At 52.8% G+C, this 21,298-nt stretch carries 21 protein-coding genes; 3 read left to right on the top strand and 18 right to left on the bottom strand.

Annotated elements, in window-relative coordinates:
- Positions 1-112: 112 nt before the first annotated feature.
- The 5 genes from ACE99V_RS03450 to ACE99V_RS03430 form a co-directional block, all read right to left on the bottom strand.
- A complete protein-coding gene (locus tag ACE99V_RS03450; protein ID WP_400489754.1) occupies positions 113-1,294 on the bottom strand; it encodes an aspartate aminotransferase family protein in 1,182 nt (393 codons plus the stop codon).
- Positions 1,291-2,088: an acetylglutamate kinase gene (gene argB, locus ACE99V_RS03445; protein WP_400489753.1), complete on the bottom strand. Its 798-nt coding sequence runs from the start codon at positions 2,086-2,088 to the stop codon at positions 1,291-1,293. Before argB ends, ACE99V_RS03450 begins: the two co-directional genes overlap by 4 nt.
- A 13-nt stretch (positions 2,089-2,101) precedes the next feature.
- Entirely contained in the window at positions 2,102-3,142 is a 1,041-nt protein-coding gene (gene argC, locus ACE99V_RS03440) for an N-acetyl-gamma-glutamyl-phosphate reductase (protein WP_400489752.1), read from the bottom strand.
- A 118-nt stretch (positions 3,143-3,260) separates the two neighbouring features.
- Complete coding sequence (locus ACE99V_RS03435) at positions 3,261-3,629, bottom strand: c-type cytochrome (RefSeq protein WP_400489751.1); 369 nt, start codon at positions 3,627-3,629, stop codon at positions 3,261-3,263.
- A gap of 92 nt (positions 3,630-3,721) precedes the next feature.
- Entirely contained in the window at positions 3,722-3,991 is a 270-nt protein-coding gene (locus ACE99V_RS03430) for a YciI family protein (RefSeq protein ID WP_400489750.1), read from the bottom strand.
- A 78-nt stretch (positions 3,992-4,069) separates the two neighbouring features.
- On the opposite strand from ACE99V_RS03430, the gene ACE99V_RS03425 reads away from it, so the two are divergent.
- Complete coding sequence (locus tag ACE99V_RS03425; protein ID WP_400489749.1) at positions 4,070-5,488, top strand: PAS domain-containing sensor histidine kinase; 1,419 nt, start codon at positions 4,070-4,072, stop codon at positions 5,486-5,488.
- 85 nt (positions 5,489-5,573) lie between these two features.
- Here ACE99V_RS03425 and prfB read toward each other — a convergent pair.
- The 4 genes from prfB to hpf form a co-directional block, all read right to left on the bottom strand.
- A protein-coding gene (gene prfB, locus ACE99V_RS03420) for a peptide chain release factor 2 (RefSeq protein ID WP_400489748.1) occupies positions 5,574-6,687 on the bottom strand; the annotation gives its coding sequence in 2 pieces (ribosomal slippage) (positions 5,574-6,605 and positions 6,607-6,687; 1,113 coding nt in all).
- Positions 6,688-6,846: 159 nt separating this feature from the next.
- Complete coding sequence (locus ACE99V_RS03415; protein WP_400489747.1) at positions 6,847-8,286, bottom strand: S8 family serine peptidase; 1,440 nt, start codon at positions 8,284-8,286, stop codon at positions 6,847-6,849.
- A 253-nt stretch (positions 8,287-8,539) separates the two neighbouring features.
- Positions 8,540-11,059: an accessory Sec system translocase SecA2 gene (gene secA2, locus ACE99V_RS03410; RefSeq protein ID WP_400489746.1), complete on the bottom strand. Its 2,520-nt coding sequence runs from the start codon at positions 11,057-11,059 to the stop codon at positions 8,540-8,542.
- 188 nt (positions 11,060-11,247) lie between these two features.
- Complete coding sequence (hpf, locus tag ACE99V_RS03405; protein ID WP_400489745.1) at positions 11,248-11,796, bottom strand: ribosome hibernation-promoting factor, HPF/YfiA family; 549 nt, start codon at positions 11,794-11,796, stop codon at positions 11,248-11,250.
- A gap of 209 nt (positions 11,797-12,005) precedes the next feature.
- Here hpf and ACE99V_RS03400 point away from each other — a divergent pair, with 209 nt between their 5' ends.
- The gene (locus ACE99V_RS03400; protein ID WP_400489744.1) at positions 12,006-13,058 is read left to right on the top strand and encodes an HD-GYP domain-containing protein; all 1,053 of its coding nucleotides are present in this window, start codon (positions 12,006-12,008) and stop codon (positions 13,056-13,058) included.
- A gap of 113 nt (positions 13,059-13,171) precedes the next feature.
- Here the strand turns inward: ACE99V_RS03400 and ACE99V_RS03395 are convergent, their stop codons facing one another.
- From ACE99V_RS03395 to ACE99V_RS03370, 6 genes are all read right to left on the bottom strand, one after another.
- Entirely contained in the window at positions 13,172-13,369 is a 198-nt protein-coding gene (locus tag ACE99V_RS03395; RefSeq protein WP_400489743.1) for a cold shock domain-containing protein, read from the bottom strand.
- A gap of 91 nt (positions 13,370-13,460) precedes the next feature.
- Positions 13,461-14,135 (bottom strand): amino acid ABC transporter permease, encoded by a 675-nt coding sequence (locus ACE99V_RS03390; RefSeq protein WP_400489790.1) that lies wholly within the window; start codon positions 14,133-14,135, stop codon positions 13,461-13,463.
- Between the two features lie 72 nt (positions 14,136-14,207).
- On the bottom strand, positions 14,208-15,014 hold the full coding sequence (locus tag ACE99V_RS03385) for a basic amino acid ABC transporter substrate-binding protein (protein ID WP_400489742.1): 807 nt from the start codon (positions 15,012-15,014) through the stop codon (positions 14,208-14,210).
- A 316-nt stretch (positions 15,015-15,330) separates the two neighbouring features.
- Positions 15,331-16,095 carry an OmpA family protein gene (locus ACE99V_RS03380; protein ID WP_400489741.1) on the bottom strand — a complete coding sequence of 255 codons (765 nt, stop codon included), beginning with the start codon at positions 16,093-16,095 and terminating at the stop codon, positions 15,331-15,333.
- Positions 16,085-16,903: a motility protein A gene (locus tag ACE99V_RS03375; protein ID WP_400489740.1), complete on the bottom strand. Its 819-nt coding sequence runs from the start codon at positions 16,901-16,903 to the stop codon at positions 16,085-16,087. The genes ACE99V_RS03380 and ACE99V_RS03375 overlap by 11 nt, the downstream gene beginning before the upstream one ends.
- 361 nt (positions 16,904-17,264) lie before the next feature.
- Positions 17,265-17,660, bottom strand: coding sequence for a hypothetical protein (locus ACE99V_RS03370; protein WP_400489739.1), 396 nt, complete (start codon positions 17,658-17,660; stop codon positions 17,265-17,267).
- Between the two features lie 124 nt (positions 17,661-17,784).
- Between ACE99V_RS03370 and ACE99V_RS03365 the strand changes: the two genes are divergently transcribed.
- Complete coding sequence (locus ACE99V_RS03365; RefSeq protein ID WP_400489738.1) at positions 17,785-17,979, top strand: putative motility protein; 195 nt, start codon at positions 17,785-17,787, stop codon at positions 17,977-17,979.
- Between the two features lie 63 nt (positions 17,980-18,042).
- Here the strand turns inward: ACE99V_RS03365 and pseC are convergent, their stop codons facing one another.
- Genes pseC through pseI form a run of 3 tightly spaced genes read right to left on the bottom strand, consistent with a single transcriptional unit; the run spans position 18,043 to position 21,272 of the window.
- A complete protein-coding gene (gene pseC / locus ACE99V_RS03360; protein WP_400489737.1) occupies positions 18,043-19,242 on the bottom strand; it encodes a UDP-4-amino-4,6-dideoxy-N-acetyl-beta-L-altrosamine transaminase in 1,200 nt (399 codons plus the stop codon).
- Between the two features lie 12 nt (positions 19,243-19,254).
- Entirely contained in the window at positions 19,255-20,199 is a 945-nt protein-coding gene (locus ACE99V_RS03355; RefSeq protein WP_400489789.1) for a dTDP-glucose 4,6-dehydratase, read from the bottom strand.
- Positions 20,200-20,216: 17 nt separating this feature from the next.
- Positions 20,217-21,272, bottom strand: a complete 1,056-nt coding sequence (pseI, locus tag ACE99V_RS03350; RefSeq protein WP_400489736.1) for a pseudaminic acid synthase — start codon at positions 21,270-21,272, stop codon at positions 20,217-20,219.
- Positions 21,273-21,298 lie beyond the last annotated feature (26 nt).

The raw sequence follows: 21,298 nt of genomic DNA, 5'->3' as shown, positions 1-21,298 counted from the left end.
TGAGGCAACTCTCTGACGAAAATTTATGCAACTTCATGTATTAATATACATTTGAAATTATAAAAATGCAACGAGTTTTTTGGCTTGTTGCACTCGTTGCATCTTTTTCCCCTTATTCGTTCGTAAGTGCTGCGGACAATACCGCCATCGCCTGTTCCACCTCTTTGTCAGTGGTGACAAACGAAGGCAGCAGCCGGAGTACATTCGGCCCGGCCTGAAGAATGAGCAAACCGTGTTCGCGCGCATACGCCACAATATCCGCTGCCGGCTGTGTCAGCTCAACACCAAGCAGGAGGCCTTTTCCCCGGACGGCAACGACCTTGTCCGGATGTTCCTGCTTCAGCTTCTCAAGATGCTGCAGCAGGAGCTGGTGCAGTTGACCAACCCGCTCGATGATCCCTTCTTCTTCCATCGTCTCCAGCGTGGCGATCCCTGCCGCCATGGCCAGCGGATTGCCGCCAAACGTGGTCCCGTGTGTACCAGGCGCAAACGCTTCGGCGACCTCTTCGCTGGCGACGATGGCCCCGATGGGGAAGCCGCTGCCGAGTCCTTTGGCCAGTGAAAACGCGTCCGGAATCACGCCGTATTGCTGGAAAGCAAACCAGCTGCCCGTGCGGCCGATCCCCGTCTGGATTTCATCCACCAGCAGCAGGATACCGTTTTCGTCGCACAGCTGACGCAGTTCTTTTACCCAGGAAGCGTCCGCCGGATGTACACCGCCCTCTCCCTGAACCAGTTCCAAAAGTATCGCGCAGGTCTTGTCGGAGATGGCCTTTTTCACTGCTTCACTGTCGTTGTAGGGAACGGTCACGAAGCCTTCCGGCAGCGGCGCGAACCCGTCCTTCACCTTGTCCTGTCCTGTCGCAGTCAGCGTTGCCAGCGTACGCCCGTGAAACGACTGCTGGAACGTAATGATTTCGTAGCGGTCAGTGCCCTTTATCTTCTGCGCGTACCGTCTGGCTATTTTGATCAGCGCTTCGTTCGCTTCCGCTCCGCTGTTGCAGAAAAAGACCCGATCCAATCCGGAGAGGCGGCTCAGTTTTCCTGCAAGCTCCTCTTGCTGAGGAATGTGAAACAGGTTGGAGCAGTGCCACAAGGTGTCAATCTGTTCGTGCAGCCGCCTGGCAACTCGCGGCGGCACATGCCCAAGCGAGGTTACAGCGATGCCGGAGGTAAAATCCAGATACTCCTTTCCCTGATCGTCCCAAACCTGATTCCCCTGTCCTTTCACCAGGCGGACAGGCCACTTTGCATAGGTATTCATCACGTGCATGACGGCTGTTTCCGTGCTCATGGATTGTCTCTCCCTCCTCTAATCGTTGTGCCTGCCGGTTGGCCGTTGCAAACGCTGACCAGATCATCCGCCGTTCCCCGGCAAATCACAACATTTTGAACTCCCTGTGCCAGCGCGTCCATCGCCGACTGCACTTTGGGAATCATTCCGCCGTAGATGACGCCCGCGTCGATCCACTGTTTGATCTGAGCGGAGTCCGTTTCCGTTACCAATGTCTGCTGCCCGTCGGGACCGGGCTTCAGAATGCCTGGAACATCCGTCACCATCACCAGCCGGTCCGCTCCCAGCGCCGCTGCGATCGCGCCTGCCGCGACGTCCGCATTGACGTTCAGAGGCTGCTTGCCATTCTCCGTTACGGCCAACGGAGCAATGACCGGCACATATCCGCTTGCCAGGATGCTTTGCGGAATGGATGAATCCACCTGAACGATCTCTCCCACCAGACCGAGCGGCTTTTCCGTTTGCTTCGCTGTCAGCATCGCACCGTCGATCCCGCTTACTCCCCACGCTTTTGCCCCAGCCTGGGTCAGCCTGCGTACCAGTTCCTTGTTGATCGTTCCGCCCAACACCATTTCTACCACGCCCATCGTCTCTTCGCAGGTAATGCGAAGACCGTCGACAAACTGTGGCGTTATGTTCAGCTTTTGCAGCATGGCGTTGATCGCCGGTCCGCCGCCGTGTACGATGACGATTGGCTTCCCGTCTCGCTGCAGGTTCGCAAGCGTCTGAAAAAAGGGGAAGGGAAGCTGTTCCATCGTACTTCCCCCGCATTTGATTACCGTCACACCTTTCATCGCTGCCACCTCCCTACGGATAAAGCGGAAGGATCGGCAGGCCTGCCGTTTCCGCCCATCCGAACATCACGTTCATATTTTGGACGGCTTGCCCCGCCGCTCCCTTTACCATGTTGTCAATAACAGAGAGGAGGATGACTCTGCCGGTGCGCTGATCAAGATGCAGCGCAATGTCGCAGTAGTTGGAGCCGTACACCTCTTTGGTTCGGGGGTGGGATCCCGGCTTTCGAATGCGCACAAAGGTTTCTTCGGCATAAGCGGACAGGTACAGCTCCTGCAGGTCGTCGAGTGTGACGTCTGTTTCCAGCTGTCCGTATGCAGTTATCAAGATACCGCGTGTCATCGGTACGAGATGAGGGGTAAACTGGACCAGCACATTCGTTTCGCTTTGGCTGCGAAGCTCCTGCTCAATCTCCGGCGTATGCTGGTGCAGAGCCACTTTATATGCGCCGATGCTCTCGTTTACCTCGCTGTAATGAACCCCCAAAGATACGCCCCTGCCGGCACCGGAGACCCCCGACTTGGCGTCGACGATCCAACTGCGCGGATTGACCCAGCCCGTTTTTACCAGCGGCAGCAAAGCAAGCAATGTCGCTGTCGGATAGCAGCCGGGGTTGGCCACCAGACGGGCGCCCGCCACCTGTTCCCGCCTCCACTCTGTCAGCCCGTATACCGCTTGGGAAAGCAGCGCTTCCGGAGCCGGTTCATGTTTATACCATTGACGGTAAGCCTCCGCAGATTGCAGGCGAAAATCGCCCGACAAATCCACGATCTTCGTTCCATGCTCCAAAAGTTGAGGGGAAAGCCCGGCGCTTACGCCAGCCGGCGTTGCCAGGAAAACAATGTCGTTTGCTTCGCTTATCTTTTTCGCATCAATGGCTTCCAAGGCGGGCAGCGTATGCCCATTGAGATGGGGGAATACGCTGGCCAGCCATTCCCCTTCCGCTGAACTGGAATACATGTTTGTCACCTGTACATGAGGATGAGCGGCAAGCAAGCGGATCAGCTCCACGCCACCGTAGCCCGTCGCCCCAACAATTCCGACCCGGATCATGGCACTCTCCCTTATTTGTATTTTTATACAAGAATAATAATAAAAATTCAATAAAAACACAACCCATACAGCAAAGAAAAAACGCCCGAACCACATTCGTTCGGACGCTTCCCTTCAGTTATTTTTTATCCGCCAACCAGGCCGCGATGTTTTTTGCATCGGAACCCTTCACGAGACCGCCCGGCATGGCGCCTTTCCCGTTGGCCAAAATCTGCTCGATTTGCTCCTTGCTGTATTTGCCCCCCACTTTTTGCAGATTGGGGCCGGCGATACCCTCCAGATTTTGTCCGTGGCAGGCTGCACAATTGTTTTTAAATGCCGTTTCGGCTGCAGTCGCATCGTAGGCGCCGGTCTGCCCTGCCGGCTGTTCGGCTGCTGGCTGGTTTGCAGGCGGTTGCGCTTGCGGCTCATCGCCGTCTGCGTTCAGACAGCCACTTGCGAAAAATACAAGAGCGATTGCCATTACTGTCAGTGGGAAACGCTTCATGCTGTTTCCTCCTTTGTTGATTGGATATTCTTCGTTAAGTATGCCTCCAAATGGCAGCCATCATTCTTGGACGTGGAACTGGCTGTTCCACCTTACTCCAGCGGCAGCGAAAGCGGACTCCACTCCCGCAGCTGCAGGGTGCGTGCCCCCTCCGCCACAGCCGGATCGGCTTCAGCCAGTTGTTTCGCCTCTTCCAGCGAATCTGCCTTGTAAATGACCATTCCCCCCTGTTTGTCTGTGAAGGGGCCGGCCATTACCACTTTTCCCTCCAAGAACAGCTTGTTGAGGTATTCCAGGTGAGCAGGTCGAAACCTCGCGTTCAACTCCTGATCGATAATTGGCAACATGGCTACGTACAGCAAATGCTTCTCCTCCATTTCCGTCATTTGGTATCATGATGAGTATAGCACACGGGATCACCCGAAAAAGGCGGAGATGCTATGGGAACTCAGACACAGATGTATGCATACCTGTTCAAAAACAATCTGGACGCCGTATATTCCATTGATACACAAGGCAGGTTTACCAGCATTAACGCTGCTGCAGAAGAGTTGTCCGGTTACAAGGCAGAAGAACTGCTTGGGATGAGCATATGGGATATTCTCACGGAAGAGAGCTGTGAAAACAACATAAACGACCTGATCGGCGGCATGTTTGAGGGAGTACGAAAGAATCGACACTTCTTTATCCGTCACAAGCTGGGTCACGTATTGGAAGTAAGCGTCACCAGTTTCCCCATCATGGAGAACGGAGAAATGACGGGCCGTTACGCGATTGCGAAAGACATTACCATGCAGAAGCGGACGGAAGAAGCGCTGCGCAAGACCGAGTCGCATTATCGCCTGATTAGTGAGAATGTTCTTGATTTGATTCGGGTTATCGATATCAACGGAGTCATTCAGTATGCCTCTCCCTCTCACGTCACCGTAATGGGAATGAATCCGGACGAATTGCTTTCCAAATCCTGCCTGTCGTTCATCCATCCGGATGAGCAACAAAAAGCGACGGCCGATTTGCACGCGATGATTCAGGAAAAGAAACCGTGCGAACATGAGTATCATTATGTTCACGCAAACGGCGATACACTTTTGTTTGCCGTAAAGGGACGCCCGGTGGTTGGCGACAACGGCGAGGTAGAGCATGTGGTGGTTGTCGCCCGGGATGTGACCGAACGAAGGAGAGCGGAGGATTTGCTGCGCAACTCCGACAAGCTGTCCGTCCTGGGGGAATTGGCCGCGGGGATTGCCCATGAGATCCGCAATCCTCTTACGTCGCTAAAAGGTTTTATTCAGCTGCTGCAGTCTGAGCGATCAGCCAATGAGCATTACCTGCAGATTATGCTGTCCGAAATCGACCGCATCACCTTTATCACCAGTGAGCTGCTGCTGCTGGCAAAGCCTCAGGCCCTCCACTACCGGCAACACGCACTCCTGCCCATTCTGCAAAGCGTCATGAAGCTTTTGGAGCCGCAGGCCAATTTAAAAAATATTCGATTTCACATTTGTTTTTCCGCTGACAGTCTGTTCATTACCTGCGAGGAGTACCAAATCAAGCAGGTTTTTATCAACATCATCAAAAACGGCATAGAAGCCATGCCCTCTGGCGGCATTTTGACGATCGACGTCCGTGTGGAAGCTGACGAGGTCATGATCCGCTTTATCGATGAGGGGAACGGAATTCCGAAAGAGGTCATCCCGAAGCTGGGGGAACCGTTTTACAGTACGAAGGAAAAAGGCACGGGGCTCGGTCTGATGGTCAGCTACAAAATCATCCGCGACCACCGCGGCCGTATTGCCATCAGCAGCTCCATCGGTCAAGGCACAACGGTAGAGATCCGGATGCCGATAGCCAGAGAGTAACTGTTTTCCAGACGCAGAGAACCATCCTCTCCAAAAAAAAAAAACAGTTCGAGAAGCGGATGCCTCTCGAACCTATGGGTACTCCTCATCGATTAATTTGTGAACGCAGATACGCGTCAATGAAAACGTCAATCTCCCCGTCCATCACGGCCTGGACGTTGCCCACTTCGGTGTTGGTGCGATGATCTTTTACCAGACTGTACGGGTGGAACACGTATGAACGAATCTGGCTGCCCCAGGCGATATCCTTTTGCTCGCCCTGAATCGCTGCCAGCGTCTTTTCTTGTTCTTCCCGTTTGCGTTCAAACAAGCGGGCCGCCAGCATTTTCATCGCCCGCTCGCGGTTTTTAATCTGGGAACGCTCGGTTTGGCAGGTGACGACGATTCCCGTTGGCAAGTGGGTGATCCGGACAGCAGAGTCGGTGGTGTTGATGTGCTGGCCCCCGGCGCCGCTGGAGCGGTAGGTGTCGATTTTCAAATCTTCGGAGCGAATTTCCACATCCGTATCGTCTTCAATCTCCGGGAGAACATTGCAGGAGACGAATGACGTGTGCCGGCGACCCGACGCGTCAAACGGCGAGATCCGCACCAAGCGGTGAACGCCTTTTTCCGATTTGAGATAACCGTATGCGTTGTGCCCTTTAATCAACAGCGTCACACTCTTCACACCGGCTTCGTCACCCGGAAGATAGTCAAGCGTTTCCACTTTAAAGCCTTTGGCTTCCGCCCAGCGCGTATACATGCGCAAGAGCATCGACGCCCAGTCCTGCGACTCCGTTCCGCCGGCCCCCGGGTGGAGCTCGAGAATGGCGTTGTTTTTGTCATATTGATCACTCAGAAGGAGTTGGAGCTCAAAGCTCTCAAACTCTTTTTTCAATTCCTGCGTGCTGTCGTAAAGATCGGATATCAGCGACTCGTCGCCCTCTTCGATAATCAGTTCAAGCATCACCTGCAGGTCTTCGTACTGCGAGTCCAGTCTGGACATGGTTTCCACCAGTGATTTTAATGCGTTCAACTCGCTGATGGTCTTTTGGGCGGCATCGTTGTCATCCCAGAAGTCCGGCGCCAGCATGCGCTCTTCCAGTTCTCCGATCCGCTCCTGCTTCACAGGGAGGTCAAAGAGACCCCCTGATATCCGCTAAACGTTTAGCCATACTGGACATCTCTTGCTTGATGTCGGCAATATCAATTAAAGCCATGAGCCAAATCACCTTTCTCATTGTGTCCTGTAAGTTTCATTGTAACGAAAAATAGATATCGCGCAACTAAGAAAACCCACCCGGCAATTGCTAGCGCTGCGCCGGGCGGGGCCCCGAACACCCCCTGGTCCTTTTTCCGGCTCCAGGAGGTCTGATTATTTAATCGGTAAGGGCGTTGTAGATGTTGGCTTCGCCTGCGCCAAACAATTTGTCCTGCCCGTTTTTCCCGAGGTCTTCGGCCGTTTTCCTGATCAGCGCGGCCACCTGGGACGGGCTGTAGTCCGGGTGCTCAGACTTGATCACGGCTGCGATGCCCGCTACCTTTGGAGCAGCCATGGATGTGCCGTGCAGCCATGCATAGCCCGTCAGGTTGGAGGTAAAATACGGGGGCAGGTAGGTCGGCCAGGTAGACAGCGCACGGTATTTGAAGTCCCGCTTGTCCAGATAATTGCCTTTCGGATCTTCACGATAGAGCGCGTCGTAAACCGGTCCGTTGTCTCCGCCCGGCCCCGCCACATCGATCGGATTGCCGTAGTTGGAGTAAAAGGCGATCAGATCGTCCGACCACTCGTTGGAGGACGATACGGTGATGACACCAGGAATTTGTGCGGGTACGACCCGGGAAGGTCCCTTGATATCCAGACCGTAGGTATCCTTCCAGTACTGCTGCATGTCGTGGAGGCTTCCCAGGTTTTTCGAGTCGTTGCCGGCGGAAACCACGACGGTTACTCCTTTTTGAATGGCGTACTGCACGGCGCGATGGTACGCCACCATGGAAGCGGAATCGCCTTTTTCCCCGTAGTTTTGCGCCATCCAGCGCCAGCCGCCGATACTCATGTTAACGACGTCCACCTCATCGTTTGCCGCCGCTACCAGAGCGTCCGTAATCCAGGACTGATAGGCCCCGCCGGTTGCGCCGAATACGCGGTACGCCCGCACTGTCAAATTGGGCCCGACGCCCAGCACTTTGCCGTTGGCGGCAATGGAACCGGCGACGTGGGTGCCATGTCCGTTTTCATCCCAGGCATCAGAGGTTCCGGGAACGAACGTCCTGCTGCCTGCCTCATCGGCGTTGTCCTTTAAATCCGGATGGTCGAAGTCCAATCCCGTATCAATCACGCCGACGACGGTGTTGTGATTCCCCTTGCTGATTTCATGGGATTTAAAGTGATTCGTTACCTTATGAATATCCCACTGCAGATCGTGGTAGTTTTGATCCGGATCGTCCCAATCCGGCTCGGGAACATCGGTGATCGGTTGGCCGTCAGCCCCGCCCGGATCTTCCTCCAGAAAGATCTCCAGCTCCTCTTCCGCCACCTGTATTTCATTGTTTTCCAGTATCTTGTCAAGAAAATCAGGCTCGTTGGAAGTGGCAGACACAATGCCGACTTCCTCAATGGCCCGCTCCACTTCACCGCCTGCTTCTTCAATGATCTCTTCAAAATCATTCGGGAGATCTTTTCCTTTGAAAGCGATGAGATAGGACGTTTCTTTTTCCTTAGCGATAGCCGACGGCGCCTGAACGCCGGAAAGAACCCCAGCCATAATCGTCAGAACCAAGGTAGTGCTGATCCCCATCAAGGTAAACGTTTTTTTCATCGTCAATCCCCCGTTATGATTAGTTAAGAATCACCTTCACTTCCGATTCTATCGAATTGGTAAATTTTTGCTAGCAAAACCGTTCGATTCAAAATGATAGAGATAGACAGATTGGTCAGTGATTTTCCTATTGACACGCGCTGGACTCGACGAACCTTGTTGAAGGGGACGGAATGTTGTCCTACAAAAAAATAACACCATCCTCCCCTGGCTCGGGGGAAGATGGTGTCCTGGTAATGTTGATTCAAATTGACTAGGTCCGCTTCAGTTGTCGTTTACGCTCCTGCTCTTCGGCGCGGCGCTGTGCGCGGTTTTTCGGCTCGGCATCGCCGGAGGTTGCGCTGTTGGGGCGCTCCGACGGTCCGGAGGTCTGCAATTGGGACTGGTCGGCAGCCTGACCGCGGATCACCTCCTGACGCTCCAGGTTCTGGCTTACTTCCGCCTTCATGACGTACATGGCCACTTCTTCCTCGATGGCGGCAATCATCGCCTGGAACATCTCGAAGCCTTCGAACTGGTACTCACGCAGCGGGTCGTTCTGGCCGTAGGCCCGGAGGTGAATACCCTGGCGCAGCTGCTCCATCGCGTCGATGTGGTCCATCCATTTGCTGTCGACCGCACGCAGGACGACCACTTTTTCGAACTCGCGCATCATTTCGCCGATTTCTTCTTCGCGCTTCGCATACTGCTTCTCCACTTCGTTTTTCAGGAGTTCCACAATCTCCTCGGCTTCCTTGCCTTTCAGATCCTGCAAGGTCAGTGTCTCGTCGTGCAGGAAGGTGTTGTTCGCCACTTCCAGGAGACCCTGCAGGTTCCACTCCTCCGGAACCTCTTCCTTCGGGCAGTGCGCTTCCACATTGCGTTCAATCACGCTGTACAGCATGCCCAGCACAACCTCACGAAGATTGTCTTTCTCCAGAATATCGCGGCGCTGCTTGTAGATGACTTCGCGCTGCTGGTTCATGACGTCGTCGTACTGCAGAACCACTTTACGGGCGTCGAAGTTCGCCCCCTCAACCCGCTTCTGCGCAGACTCGACGGCGCGTGTGACCAGGCGGCTCTCGATCGGCATGTCTTCTTCCATACCCAGACGATCCATCATGTTCATGATGTTCTCTGCGCCAAAACGACGCATCAGCTCATCCTGCAGGGAAAGGAAGAACTGGGAAGAACCCGGGTCCCCTTGACGTCCGGCACGACCGCGCAGCTGGTTGTCAATCCGTCGGCTCTCATGGCGCTCCGTACCGAGAATGTGCAAGCCGCCCACTTCCGCTACGCCTTCGCCCAGCTGGATGTCGGTACCGCGGCCCGCCATGTTGGTCGCGATGGTAACCGCTCCGTATTGGCCGGCACGCGCTACGATTTCCGCTTCCCGTTCATGGTGCTTTGCATTCAATACGTTATGCGGCACGCCTTTTTGTTTCAGCATGTGAGACAGGCGCTCGGAGTTTTCGATGGAGATGGTTCCCACCAGCACCGGCTGCCCTTTTTTGTGGCGTTCTACAATGTCGTTCACAACGGCTCGGTACTTCGCCGCTTCCGTTTTGAAGATCAAGTCCGGCAGGTCTTTGCGGATAACCGGGCGGTTCGTCGGAATGACGACCACGTCCATGCCGTAGATTTTTTTGAACTCTTCTTCTTCCGTCTTTGCGGTACCGGTCATGCCGGCCAGCTTCTGATACATCCGGAAGTAGTTTTGCAGGGTGATGGTAGCGAGCGTCATGCTCTCGCTTTGCACGCGCAGGCCTTCCTTCGCTTCGATGGCCTGGTGCAGGCCCTCACTGTAGCGGCGGCCCACCATCAGACGGCCGGTAAATTCGTCGACGATCACGACCTCGCCGTCCTGAACGACGTAGTCCACATCGCGGTGAAACAGCACTTGCGCCTTCAACGCCGCATTGATGTGATGGTTGAGCGTCATGTGCGCCGTATCGTACAGGTTGTCGATGTTGAACGCCTTCTCCACCTTGGCGACGCCCTCGTCCGTGAGGGTCACGATTTTCAGCTTCTCGTCCACGGTGTAGTCTTTTTCCGCTTCCAGGCGCTTGACAAAATGGGCACAGATATAATAGAGCTCGGTGGAGCGGTTCGCCGCACCGGAAATGATCAACGGCGTACGCGCTTCGTCAATCAGGATGCTGTCCACCTCGTCAATAATCGCGTAGAACAGCGGACGCTGCACCATCTGCTCTTTGTACAGCACCATGTTGTCGCGCAAATAATCGAAGCCAAACTCGTTGTTCGTTCCGTAGGTAATGTCGCATTGGTACGCAGCCCGCTTTTCCTCCGAGCTCATACCGTGCTTGTTGAGCCCTACGGTCAGTCCGAGGAAGTTGTACAGCTTGCCCATGGTCGTCGAGTCGCGTTCAGCAAGGTATTCGTTCACGGTAACGACGTGAACGCCTTTTCCCAGCAGTGCGTTCAGATAGGTAGCCAATGTGGCCACCAGGGTCTTCCCTTCCCCGGTTTTCATCTCGGCGATGCGGCCTTCCTGCAGCACCATACCGCCAATCAGCTGCACGTCAAAGTGGCGCATGCCCAGCACCCGCTTGGATGCTTCACGGACAACCGCAAACGCCTCGTTCAAAATGTCGTCCAGCGTCTCTCCCTGAGCCAGGCGAGACTTGAACTCCTCTGTCTTTTGTTTCAACTGCTCGTCGGAGAGAGCGGAAATCTGCGGCTCCAGCGCATTGATCTTTTCCACGCGTTTAAACATCTTTTTTACTTCGCGTTCGCTGCTGTCACCAAATATCTTTTTTACAAGTCCTAACATAAGGACACCCCTTCCTAGTGGCAAAACCACCCCAATCTACTTCTTTGCAAAAGCCACACCCAGGTCCCCGCAGGTTGAATCTACCTCGACATTCTCTAACAAACTATTTTAACAAATGATTGTAAACAAACACAAGCAAAGGGAGTTGCCAGAAGAAGACAACTCCCTTACAATAACCGGTTACGATTTTATTTCGGTTCAATCAAGCCGTATCGGCCGTCGTTGCGGCGATACACGACATTGACGTCATTGGTTTCACTGTTCTGGAAGACGAAGAAGCTGTGGCCCAGCATATCCATTTGCAGAACGGCTTCTTCCGCATCCATCGGTTTTAAATCAAATCGCTTGTTGCGCACGATGCTAATGTCAATTTCTTCATCATCGGCAAGAACGGCAACCGGTGCTGCGTCGCGGACCAACGCCCGGTTGTTGGGTTCAATGCGAATCTTGCGCATCAGTTTGGTTTTATGCTTGCGGATTTGACGTTCCAGTTTTTCGACAACGAGGTCGATTGCTGCGTACATGTCTTCATGTGTCTCCTCCGCCCGGATAATCACGCCGGTTAGCGGGATTGTCACCTCAATCGTTCCTTCACCCCGCAGAACACGCAACGTCACATGTACGTCCGTGGGTTGAGGAGTGTCGAAGTATTTTTCAAGACGGCCTACTTTTTTCTCCACATACTCGCGAAGTGCTGCAGTAACATGAATGTTCTCACCACGAATGTTAAACTTCATGGTTCATAACCTCCTTCCGTCTATGCTATAACTATTCCGTTCTTCCGTAAAAAATCCTTCCCGCGTACTGATAAATAATTTACAAAAACTTTACAATTCGTCAGCTTCCGACAATAGATCTCAAAAAGATTGTTCATTGCCGTGTTATAATAGGCATAATTACCCAGTTGTTTCAATGATCGTTTTACATTGACAGTGGAGGAATATGAATGGCTGAGAGCAAACCCTCTTTCTCGCTGGTCGGAACCGTTCTGGAACGGGACGTCTTTAATCCATACGGGCTTTTTCTGCTGCCGGCTCAGAAAATGCTTCAGTATGAAGATATTATCTTGCTGCAAAAACATCGGGTTGAATCGGTGTCTGTCTCAAAGCCGGCCGAGGTTTCCCCGCTGGAAAAACCGTTCGACAGCTGGAACGATCGGGAAGCGGCCAGACAGTATCTCGCCACTCTCGATCAAACGCGAGATCTCTTCCGGAAGATTACCGAGGTGTATATCCCTCCACTCAACCAGTTTCAGGAAGCTTTTTTTCCGATTCTTGACAAGGTACTGAATCGCAACGGTATCCTCCAGTATATGTATCTACGGGAAGGTTCGACGGATTATACTTACCGGCATTCCATCAATGTCGGAATTCTCGCAGCCATCATCGGCAAACTTATGAACTACTCCCCTGAGCAAGTGATTCTGTTGGGACAAGCCGGTCTATTGCACGACGTCGGGAAGATGGTCGTACCGTACGACATCTTGATGAAACCGGACAAGCTGACGAGTCACGAATTTGAGATCATGAAACAGCACACGGTGTTCGGTGCGGACCTGTTGCTTAAGGCAGAAGACAGTCACGACCTTTTCACCCTGGGAGCGCTTCTGCACCATGAGCGTTTGGATGGTTCCGGGTACCCGGAAGGACGCAAGTGGGACACAATTCCGCTCGAATGCCAGATCTTGAGCGTAGCTGATGTGTTTGACGCCATTTGTACAGATCGTGTGTATAAAAGGGGCACCTCTCCGTTTGATGCTGCCAGAGTACTGTGGGAGTCAGCTTGTGATGGAAAGTTGAATGCGGAAATCGTAACACGCCTCGTCCACTACATCGCCCTGTTGTTTGTAGGGGCGACAGCCGTCTTAAACAGCGGACAGCATGTGAAAGTCGTGCTGATCCACACGGACGAACCCATGCGGCCTTTGGTGCATATGGGCGAGGAATATATCGATTTGCGCCAGCACCGTTCGTTGTCTATCGAAAGAATGATCGGCTAAATAAGAAAACCCACCCGGCATTAGCTAACGCTTCGCCGGGCGGGGCCCTAAGAAAACCCCCTGCGTTTTTTCAAATCCGCAGGGGGTGTTTGTTTTATCGGGAGAGAAAGCGTTTACATCTTGACGACGTTTGCTGCTTGAGGACCACGATCGCCATCGACGATGTCGAACTCAACCGCTTGTCCTTCGTCGAGCGTTTTGAAGCCCTCTGATTTAATAGCGGAGTAGTGCACGAATACGTCGCCGCCGTCCTCGCGCTCGATGAAGCCATAGCCTTTTTCTGCGTTAAACCATTTCACTTTTCCTTGCATGTAACATACATCCCTTTCTATTCACAAACTTGAGATAGACGTCCCATGAATCGAATATATCACTACATTTCACGCAAAGTCAAATTTACCCTTATTTGGGTGAATATCTCTTCTCCAGACCTCTGACCACCACTCGGGAAAGGAACAGGGTGAGAATGAGATAGACGGCCGCGGACGTCAGGTATGGAGGATAGCGTTCAAACGTGTTCTTGGCCACGCTGAAAGCCGCATACCCCAGCTCTGGCGTGGCAATCACCGCCAGCAGCGAAGAGTCCTTCAGGAGCGCGATGAACTCGTTCCCGAGTGCCGGGAGCATGCGCAAAAACGCCTGCGGGATCACGATCAAGCGCATCGCCAGTCCTTTGGTCATCCCGAGGGAGCGAGCCGCTTCCATTTGCCCTGGATCAATCGACTGGATTCCGGCGCGGAAAATCTCGGCAATGTACGCCGCTGCGTTGAGCGACAGGGCGACAAAACCGGAAAAGATGGCGGAAGGGATTTCCGCTTGCGGAAAAAACGTTTGCCAAATGGATGGAATCACGGCAAAGTGTATCAAAAGGATTTGGACAAACATCGGGGTTCCCCGGAACAGCTCCACGTAAATCGCGCTGGGGATGCTGAGAAGCTTGTTGCTGGACAACTTGCCCAGCCCGATGAACAAGCCCAATATGGTACCGCAGATTGTAGCGACACTGGTCAATAGGATGGTATTAATAATGCCTCGAATAAATAATTCCCGATATTCGTAGATTACACTCCAATCCAGAACGATTCCCCCTTACTCCTGCTGGTAATTGAAACGGGTACGTCCTTCGACGTACCCGCACTGGACGAGTGACTATTGTTGACCGAAGTACTGTTTGTAGATTTCCTGCAGTTTTCCGTTGTCCTTGATGGTCTTCAGGCCTTGGTTGATTTTGTTCAGCAGCTCGGTATTCCCTTTCTTGAGCATGATGCCGTAGAATTCCTTCTCAAAGGAATCGTCCTTGATCAGCTTGTACTTTTTGCCGGTCATCTTTTTAGCGTAGTACTGCAGCACGCCGTTGTCCGCTACCACCGCATCCACTCGGCCGTTGAAGAAGTCGTCCACAGCAGACGGCATGTCGTCATAACCCTTGATGCCCTCATAGGTATCACCGAAGGCCTTTTTCACCACTTCTTCACCGGTAGTAGCCGACTGTACGCCGATTTTCTTGCCCTGCAGATCAGCCAGCTTGTTCACCGGGGAGTCTTCCGCAACCAGGATCAGCTGGTTTGCCTCAAAGTACGGTTCAGAAAAGTCGTATTTTTCCTTGCGCTTCTCGGTGATCGTGATGGAGGAAATTCCGATATCCACGGTTCCTTTGTCCAGTCCGTCAAAAAGCGGATCCCAGCCGGTGTTTTTCCATTCGATTTTGATGCCTGCGGCTTCCGCGATGGCGTTCATTACATCGATGTCATGACCGGAAATTTTATCCGCCTCCATCATCTGGAAAGGAGGATATGCCGCGTCGGTACCCACTACGTATACCTTGTCAGAGGCGCCTTGGCCAGCTGCTCCGCCTACCGAGGACTGTTGACCGCCAGATGTTCCGCAAGCGGAGACCACCAAACCGATCCCTACGGTAAGCACCAAAGAGGTAAACCACTTTTTACCCAATTTCATCTTTGCAAAAACCCCCTTACTTCTTTCTGTGTTTGTTTTGTAGTTCATTTTCCCCAGACCTGTCCACACGGAAACAGCATGTGAATTGCGTTCTCCACAAAGTTGTCCACATTATCCACAGGCGCTTGTGCACAAGCTGGGAATAACTTTTCTTATTCGTCACACCGGGTCCGTTCCTTGCCTATCATGGTAAATTTTAGCAGTAGTGGAACCAGTATGCCCGAAAAGAAAAAGGAAAGATCCTAACTGAGATAGTTCTCCTCTATCCTGAAAGAATCCTTCCGCCAAAAAAGTTTTTATAGGATAAAAATTCTGGTTATTCCACCTTGTCAGCCAAAATCACGATCTCCACCCGTCGGTTGCGTGCCCGGTTTTGTTCGTTTGAATTGTCCAACAGCGGGTTATACTCCCCCATGCCGGCAACCGTAAAGCGGGAGGCAGGCAAACCGTGGCCGTCTACCATCTCACGCATCACCGCAATCGCCCGGGCCGAGGACAACTCCCAGTTGGAACGGTACGGGCTGTGCACGACCGGTACGTCGTCGGTGTAGCCTTCGATGCGCACCCGATGGGAGAATCGCTCAAGAACTCCGGCGATCGTGCCGACGATGCTCTTCCCCTTTTCTTCGAGTTCGGCCGAACCGCTTGCAAACAGCACGCTCTCCGGCAGCCGAACCATCAGGCCCTCACCTGTTTCCTCAAAGTCGATGTTCAATTCCTGCAGGGCGGAAGACAGCTGCGTCTTCACCGTATCCATGTCGCGCTGGGCTTCGTCCGGGCGGTTCCCGATGGCCTCGATAGAGGAAACCAGCTCCCTCCGCTTCGCTTCCAGCAGGTGAATCTCCCGCTCCAGCTGCAGCTTTTGCAGCGTAAGAAGATCCACCGTCTTGTGGCTTTCTTCCAGGGTGGCCTGCTGGTCCGCCTCCGCCTTTTTCACCTCGTCCAGCTTCACCTGGATCTTGGCCGAGTGGGCCGCCGCAATGATCACGATGATGACAAACAACAAGGTAAACAAGTCGCTGTAGCTGATCAGCCAGCTTTTCTCCAGTTCCTTCTCGTCGTAAAGGCGTTCATCCTGCATACTCGCTCTGCCTTTCGATCGTCCCCTTCATGCTGCCCGGTTCCCGGATCAGCACCATTTTTTGGTCCCCCGGCAGGAACGAATTCAGTTTTTCAAAGAGCAAGCGCGGCGTCTCCATCCGCTGCAGGCTGATGCAGCCTTCGATATACAGCCGCTTTTCGAACATCTCCTGGTCGAAGATGTCCATCAGCCGGTAGTAGCAAGGAAGCGCAAACAGGTTGGCCAAAAGCGCCCCGTACAGCGTCGCGACGACGGCCGAGCTCAGGCTGTGCCCCGTCCGTGTGAAGTCGGACAGCGTCTCCAGCACCCCCGTCATCCCCAGCAGCGTCCCCACCAGCCCCATGCCCGGAGCCAACAGGCTGATCAGGCGGAAAAAGCCTGCGGCCTGCTGGTAGCGGTACTGCTCTCCCTTCAGCTCATTTTCCAGCACGAGACGAAGCTCGTCCTCCTGCATCCCTTCGATTGCCAGCAGACTGCCCCGACGCACGAACGAGTCTTTCTCGTTCTGCAGCTCCTTCTCCAGCGCCAGATAGCCCTGCTCTTTCTGCACGAGCGCGTAGTAGTAGAAACGCTTGATCGTCTCCTCCACATTGCCCTCCCGGCCGTGGATCAGCAGGCGGGCCAGGGAGCGCAGGTCGATGTGCTTTCGTTTGATCGCATAGGAAATGATGATGGAGAGCGCCACCAACTCGATGGCCGTGATGTTTAGCAAGTCAGTCAAGCTGCCGTTCAGGTAGACGGCGTGCACAAAGATGAGCAGCACGGCTCCGATCAGCAAGAGGGAACGACGGTTTGTTGAAAGCTGCATGAATTCTTTTTCACCACCACAAAAATGTTTAAAAGTTCCAATGTTCTTTATTATAACAGAGTGAAAACAGAAAAAAACGGCCGATTGCTCGACCGTCAAGGGGTGGATAAATTTGATGCAGTGGGAAGAAACATGTTCCCGATCTTCGCTCCGGTCTACGCCCTGCAAAGATGCGCACACGGTTCGCTCCTCAACGATTCACGGGGAAGCGCCAAAGCCGCTTCGCTACGCATTTTATTCAGAGGTGGCGCTTCTTTTTCCCGTGAAATCGCCGTTCCGCTAGGCTGGGCTTCGCTAGTCGCTCCGCCTGGAAACATGCTTCTCCTCGTTTCAATCGTATCTAAACTATCTGATCAGGCGGTTACAGGATTCCTTGCACGTCCTTCCATTTTTGGATGTCCCGCTTTTGAAAGCGGTAGTCCTGATACAATACCTTGAAGTCAGCTTCCATGTCATCAAAGCGTTTTTCGAAACGTTCAAAACGATTACTGAATCTGATGAGTTCCTCTTTCGTTTCAGCCATGTCTGTTTGAAAGGACGCAACGTCTTGTTTCAGAATCGCTACGTCTTGCTTCAGTTCGGCTACATCTGCCTTCAGTACTGCCACGTCCTGCTTCAGCTCGGCGACATCTGCCTTCAGCTGTAGAACTTCCCCCTCCAACCGACGCACATCCAATGTCAACGCATCCAGCTTGGAGTTCGTCACTTCCTGATTTTCCCGAATGGCGTACAGCAATGAAAGAATTTCGTCCTGCATCCGACCACACCTTCCCTTTGTCTTTTCATTATAGCAGGGGGAGTGGGGCAAAAAAATCTTGAATCATAGAAAAGTGATTCCAATCCGATAAGAATAAGGAATCATTTGGGAGGAGGTGTTGTGGATGAATATCAGCAATTACATGGGGGCTCAGCTGGCGTCGCTTCAGCACGCCGTCAGTCTCAGTGTCATGAATATGGCACAGACCACCCAGGCGGCAGGGGCAACGGTCATGCTGGAGGACTTCGCCAAGGCTCAGGCAGGTGTGCAGGGGGCTCCGCATCCGACGCTGGGGCAGCGGTTGGATGTGAGGGTGTAGAGTGAAAGAGGAAGAAGAAAGACGGTCTAGTGGAGTGCTAGGCCGTCTTTTCTCTTACGAACATCAGGAGTAAGCTGCAAGGACCTTTTCAACTGCTTCCACAACGTCATTGACGTCATCATCGCTCATTGCCGGAAAGAGAGGCAAGGTCAGAATTCGATCATACAGTCGTTCAGCTTCCGGTGCCAACCCTTTCCGATATCCCTGTGCTTGATAGTACGGATGGAAGTGGACGGGAATATAGTGAACGTTTACCCCAATGTTTTCTGCAACCAATGCATCAAAGATCTCTTTCCGGGTCGCGTTCAGCTTTTCCAACTCCAGTTGAATCACGTAGAGATGCCAACTGGAGTTCCGATCATCGGCTTGATATGGAATCGTAGTCAAAGGGTGACGGTTGAACTGGCTGTTATACCGTTCTGCGATTTCCCTGCGCCGGGCGACAAACTTGTCCAGCTTTTGCAGTTGCGTTATTCCGAGTGCGGCTTGCATGTCCGTCATCCGGTAATTGTAGCCGAGGTCTACCATTTCATAATACCATGGTCCCTCAAGCGAATGTTGCATGAGAGCCTGATCACGCGTAATTCCATGACTTCGAAACAAGAGCAAACGCTGATAGTATTCGTCAGAATTCGTAGTAATGACTCCGCCCTCTCCCGTTGTTACGTGCTTGACCGGATGGAAGCTGAACATGGTCATATCGGCGATGCTTCCCACGGGTTTTCCCTTGTAGCTGGCCCCAAGCGAATGGGCGGCATCTTCAATGACCACCAAATGATGTTCCTTGGCCATTGCCATGATTTCATCCAGGTCAGCCGGCTGCCCTGTATAGTCAACAGGAATAATCGCTTTTGTTCGTTCGGTGATCAGGGAGCGGACCTTTGCGGGATCGATATTGTACGTGTCCGGGTGAATATCCGCAAAAACAACCGTCCCGCCACAATACCGCACACAGTTCGCACTCGCAGAAAACGTCATCGGAGACGTAATTACCTCGTCGCCCTGCCGGATTCCCGCTGCATAGCAAGCAGCATGTAAAGCGGCAGTTCCATTGGAAAAGGCAACCGCGTACTTGGCTCCGGTCGACTTCGCTATCTGATCTTCGAACTCCTTGATTTTGGGGCCTTGCGTTAAAAACGGAGAACGGAGCGTCTCTACCACCGCATGGATATCTTCTTCGTCAATCCATTGTCTCCCGTACGACAGATAGCTGTCTCGGACCGGCTTTCCTCCGTGAATGGCTAAAGTCCCTTGCTTAAGCATCTGGTCGTCCCCCTAGATTAAGTTGGTAGACGCAATCCATTCTTCCGTCCGGCGAATTCCCTCTTCCAGGGTAACTTCCGGTTTCCATCCGAGCAACCGCGTTGCTTTCTCATAGTTGCACAGCAGTTTCTGAATTTCCGACTGCGGGTGGATATGTTCCACATGCTGAATGCTCTTGGGGTCTTGCACAATCATGAGCGCCAGATCATTGATACTGATGTCACGCCCAAGCCCCGCGTTGACAATGTGACCGTTAACGGCGTCAGAATACCCCGCTTGTACAACGAACCGGGCGCAGTCTTCCACATACAACAGGTCGCGAGTTTGCGTACCGTCTCCGTAAATATTCAGTGTTTCCCCACTTAATTTCCGTTTGAGGAAAACGGCGACAACCCCACCTTCGCCACCAGTCTTTTGAAACGGGCCGTATGTATTAAACGGGCGAATCACTACCGTTGGCAAGCCATAAGCAAAGTAGTAGGAGAGAACCATATTTTCACCCGCAATTTTCGCCCCGGCATAAGGCGAAGCAGGTTTGATCGGATGCTCTTCCGTAATGCCTTTTTCATCGGTGCAGCGGTCATACACCATGCACGTACTCATGAAGACCATTTTTACGTTGTGTTTGCGGCATTGTTCCAATACGTAAAACGTCCCCACCGTATCATTGTTAAACGCGGTACGTGGATCATCGATACTGTCTTGGACATTGATGCTGGCTCCCAAGTGATAGCAAATGGAGAACTGGTTCCGGAAAAGCTCTTCCAATGTTCCCTCGTCTTTTATGTCACCATGCACGAATGCTCGAAAACCGGGATGGGATTCCAGATCGGCAATATTTTCACGACGACCATTTGAGAGATCATCCAACACCCAGACCTGATGCCCGTCCTCAAGCAATCGCTTTACCACCCATCGTCCAATAAACCCTGCTCCACCTGTAACGAGTACGTTCATCATTCTTCATCCTTTCCCTATTCGTCGAACAAATCCCAGCTTGCCGGCGTACCTTTCGGAATATCTCTCTTCACTCTTTTTCCCAACAGGACATCATAGTACTTGGGCGGAAGCCCATGCCCCGGACGAATGGCCCGAAGATTTTGTTTCGTCAGCGGTTCGCCTGCCTTCACGTCTTCCACCACATACAAGGATCGACGAAACACAAGCGAGTTCTTCTCTTTTTCAGTCGGCCCGTAGCTCACTCTACCCAAGCCTTGCCATGCTCTCTCTGTTTCAACGACCAGACTGTGAAACTCTTCCGGTTCCAAAGAAAACGCGGAGTCAACCCCTCCATCCGCTCTCCGCAAGGTAAAGTGCTTTTCAATCACAGTTGCTCCGAGCGCTACGCTGGCAACAGCAACGCCCACTCCCATCGTATGATCGGACAAGCCAACTTCTACATCGAACAACTGACGCATGTGCGGAATCGTGAGGAGGTTCGAGTTTTCGGGAGACGCCGGATAGGTACTGGTGCACTTTAACAAGACAAGATCTTCGCACCCCTCTTCTCTTGCTGCCCGCACCGCTTCGTCGATTTCCGCGATTGTCGCCATTCCCGTGGAGATAATGATTGGTTTTCCGGTTCGAGCCACTCTGCGTATCAACGGAATGTCAATGTTTTCAAAAGAGGCAATTTTATAAAGCGGCACGTCCAGACTTTCCAAAAAATCTACCGCAGACTCGTCAAACGGCGTACTGAATCCGATCATCCCCAGTTCACGACACCGATCGAAAATTGGCTTGTGCCATTCCCATGGGGTGTAGGCTTCCTGATACAGCTCGTAGAGGGACTTTCCTTTCCACAAGCTGTTCGGGTCGTTAATAAAGAACTCTCCTTTTTGGTAGTCGATTGTCATCGTATCCGCCGTGTACGTTTGAATTTTCAAGGCGTGTGCTCCCGCTTTGGCAGCCGCCTCCACAATTTCCAATGCTCGTTCCAGAGACTGGTTGTGGTTGCCGGACATCTCGGCAATGATGAAGGGGGGATACGCAGAACCAATTCTCCTATGCGCTACATTGATTTCTCGCATGCTGGGACCCCTTTTCAAAAGTATTG

This window comes from Brevibacillus soli, from assembly GCF_044759095.2.
Classification (GTDB): domain Bacteria; phylum Bacillota; class Bacilli; order Brevibacillales; family Brevibacillaceae; genus JBIYSM02.
Note: the sequence above shows the minus strand (reverse complement) of the source record. Positions and strands in the feature narration are given on the sequence as shown.

Excerpts from the sequence above, each read along its gene's own strand:
- hpf (WP_400489745.1), bottom strand. The coding sequence starts at position 11,796 with ATGAAGTTTAACATTCGTGGTGAGAACATTCATGTTACTGCAGCACTT.
- ACE99V_RS03415 (WP_400489747.1), bottom strand. The coding sequence starts at position 8,286 with ATGAAAAAAACGTTTACCTTGATGGGGATCAGCACTACCTTGGTTCTG.
- ACE99V_RS03425 (WP_400489749.1), top strand. The coding sequence starts at position 4,070 with ATGGGAACTCAGACACAGATGTATGCATACCTGTTCAAAAACAATCTG.
- ACE99V_RS03395 (WP_400489743.1), bottom strand. The coding sequence starts at position 13,369 with ATGCAAGGAAAAGTGAAATGGTTTAACGCAGAAAAAGGCTATGGCTTC.
- pseI (WP_400489736.1), bottom strand. The coding sequence starts at position 21,272 with ATGCGAGAAATCAATGTAGCGCATAGGAGAATTGGTTCTGCGTATCCC.
- ACE99V_RS03400 (WP_400489744.1), top strand. The coding sequence starts at position 12,006 with ATGGCTGAGAGCAAACCCTCTTTCTCGCTGGTCGGAACCGTTCTGGAA.
- ACE99V_RS03365 (WP_400489738.1), top strand. The coding sequence starts at position 17,785 with ATGAATATCAGCAATTACATGGGGGCTCAGCTGGCGTCGCTTCAGCAC.
- ACE99V_RS03355 (WP_400489789.1), bottom strand. The coding sequence starts at position 20,199 with ATGAACGTACTCGTTACAGGTGGAGCAGGGTTTATTGGACGATGGGTG.
- ACE99V_RS03385 (WP_400489742.1), bottom strand. The coding sequence starts at position 15,014 with ATGAAATTGGGTAAAAAGTGGTTTACCTCTTTGGTGCTTACCGTAGGG.
- pseC (WP_400489737.1), bottom strand. The coding sequence starts at position 19,242 with ATGCTTAAGCAAGGGACTTTAGCCATTCACGGAGGAAAGCCGGTCCGA.
- ACE99V_RS03435 (WP_400489751.1), bottom strand. The coding sequence starts at position 3,629 with ATGAAGCGTTTCCCACTGACAGTAATGGCAATCGCTCTTGTATTTTTC.
- ACE99V_RS03450 (WP_400489754.1), bottom strand. The coding sequence starts at position 1,294 with ATGAGCACGGAAACAGCCGTCATGCACGTGATGAATACCTATGCAAAG.
- argC (WP_400489752.1), bottom strand. The coding sequence starts at position 3,142 with ATGATCCGGGTCGGAATTGTTGGGGCGACGGGCTACGGTGGCGTGGAG.
- ACE99V_RS03370 (WP_400489739.1), bottom strand. The coding sequence starts at position 17,660 with ATGCAGGACGAAATTCTTTCATTGCTGTACGCCATTCGGGAAAATCAG.
- secA2 (WP_400489746.1), bottom strand. The coding sequence starts at position 11,059 with ATGTTAGGACTTGTAAAAAAGATATTTGGTGACAGCAGCGAACGCGAA.
- ACE99V_RS03375 (WP_400489740.1), bottom strand. The coding sequence starts at position 16,903 with ATGCAGCTTTCAACAAACCGTCGTTCCCTCTTGCTGATCGGAGCCGTG.
- ACE99V_RS03380 (WP_400489741.1), bottom strand. The coding sequence starts at position 16,095 with ATGCAGGATGAACGCCTTTACGACGAGAAGGAACTGGAGAAAAGCTGG.
- argB (WP_400489753.1), bottom strand. The coding sequence starts at position 2,088 with ATGAAAGGTGTGACGGTAATCAAATGCGGGGGAAGTACGATGGAACAG.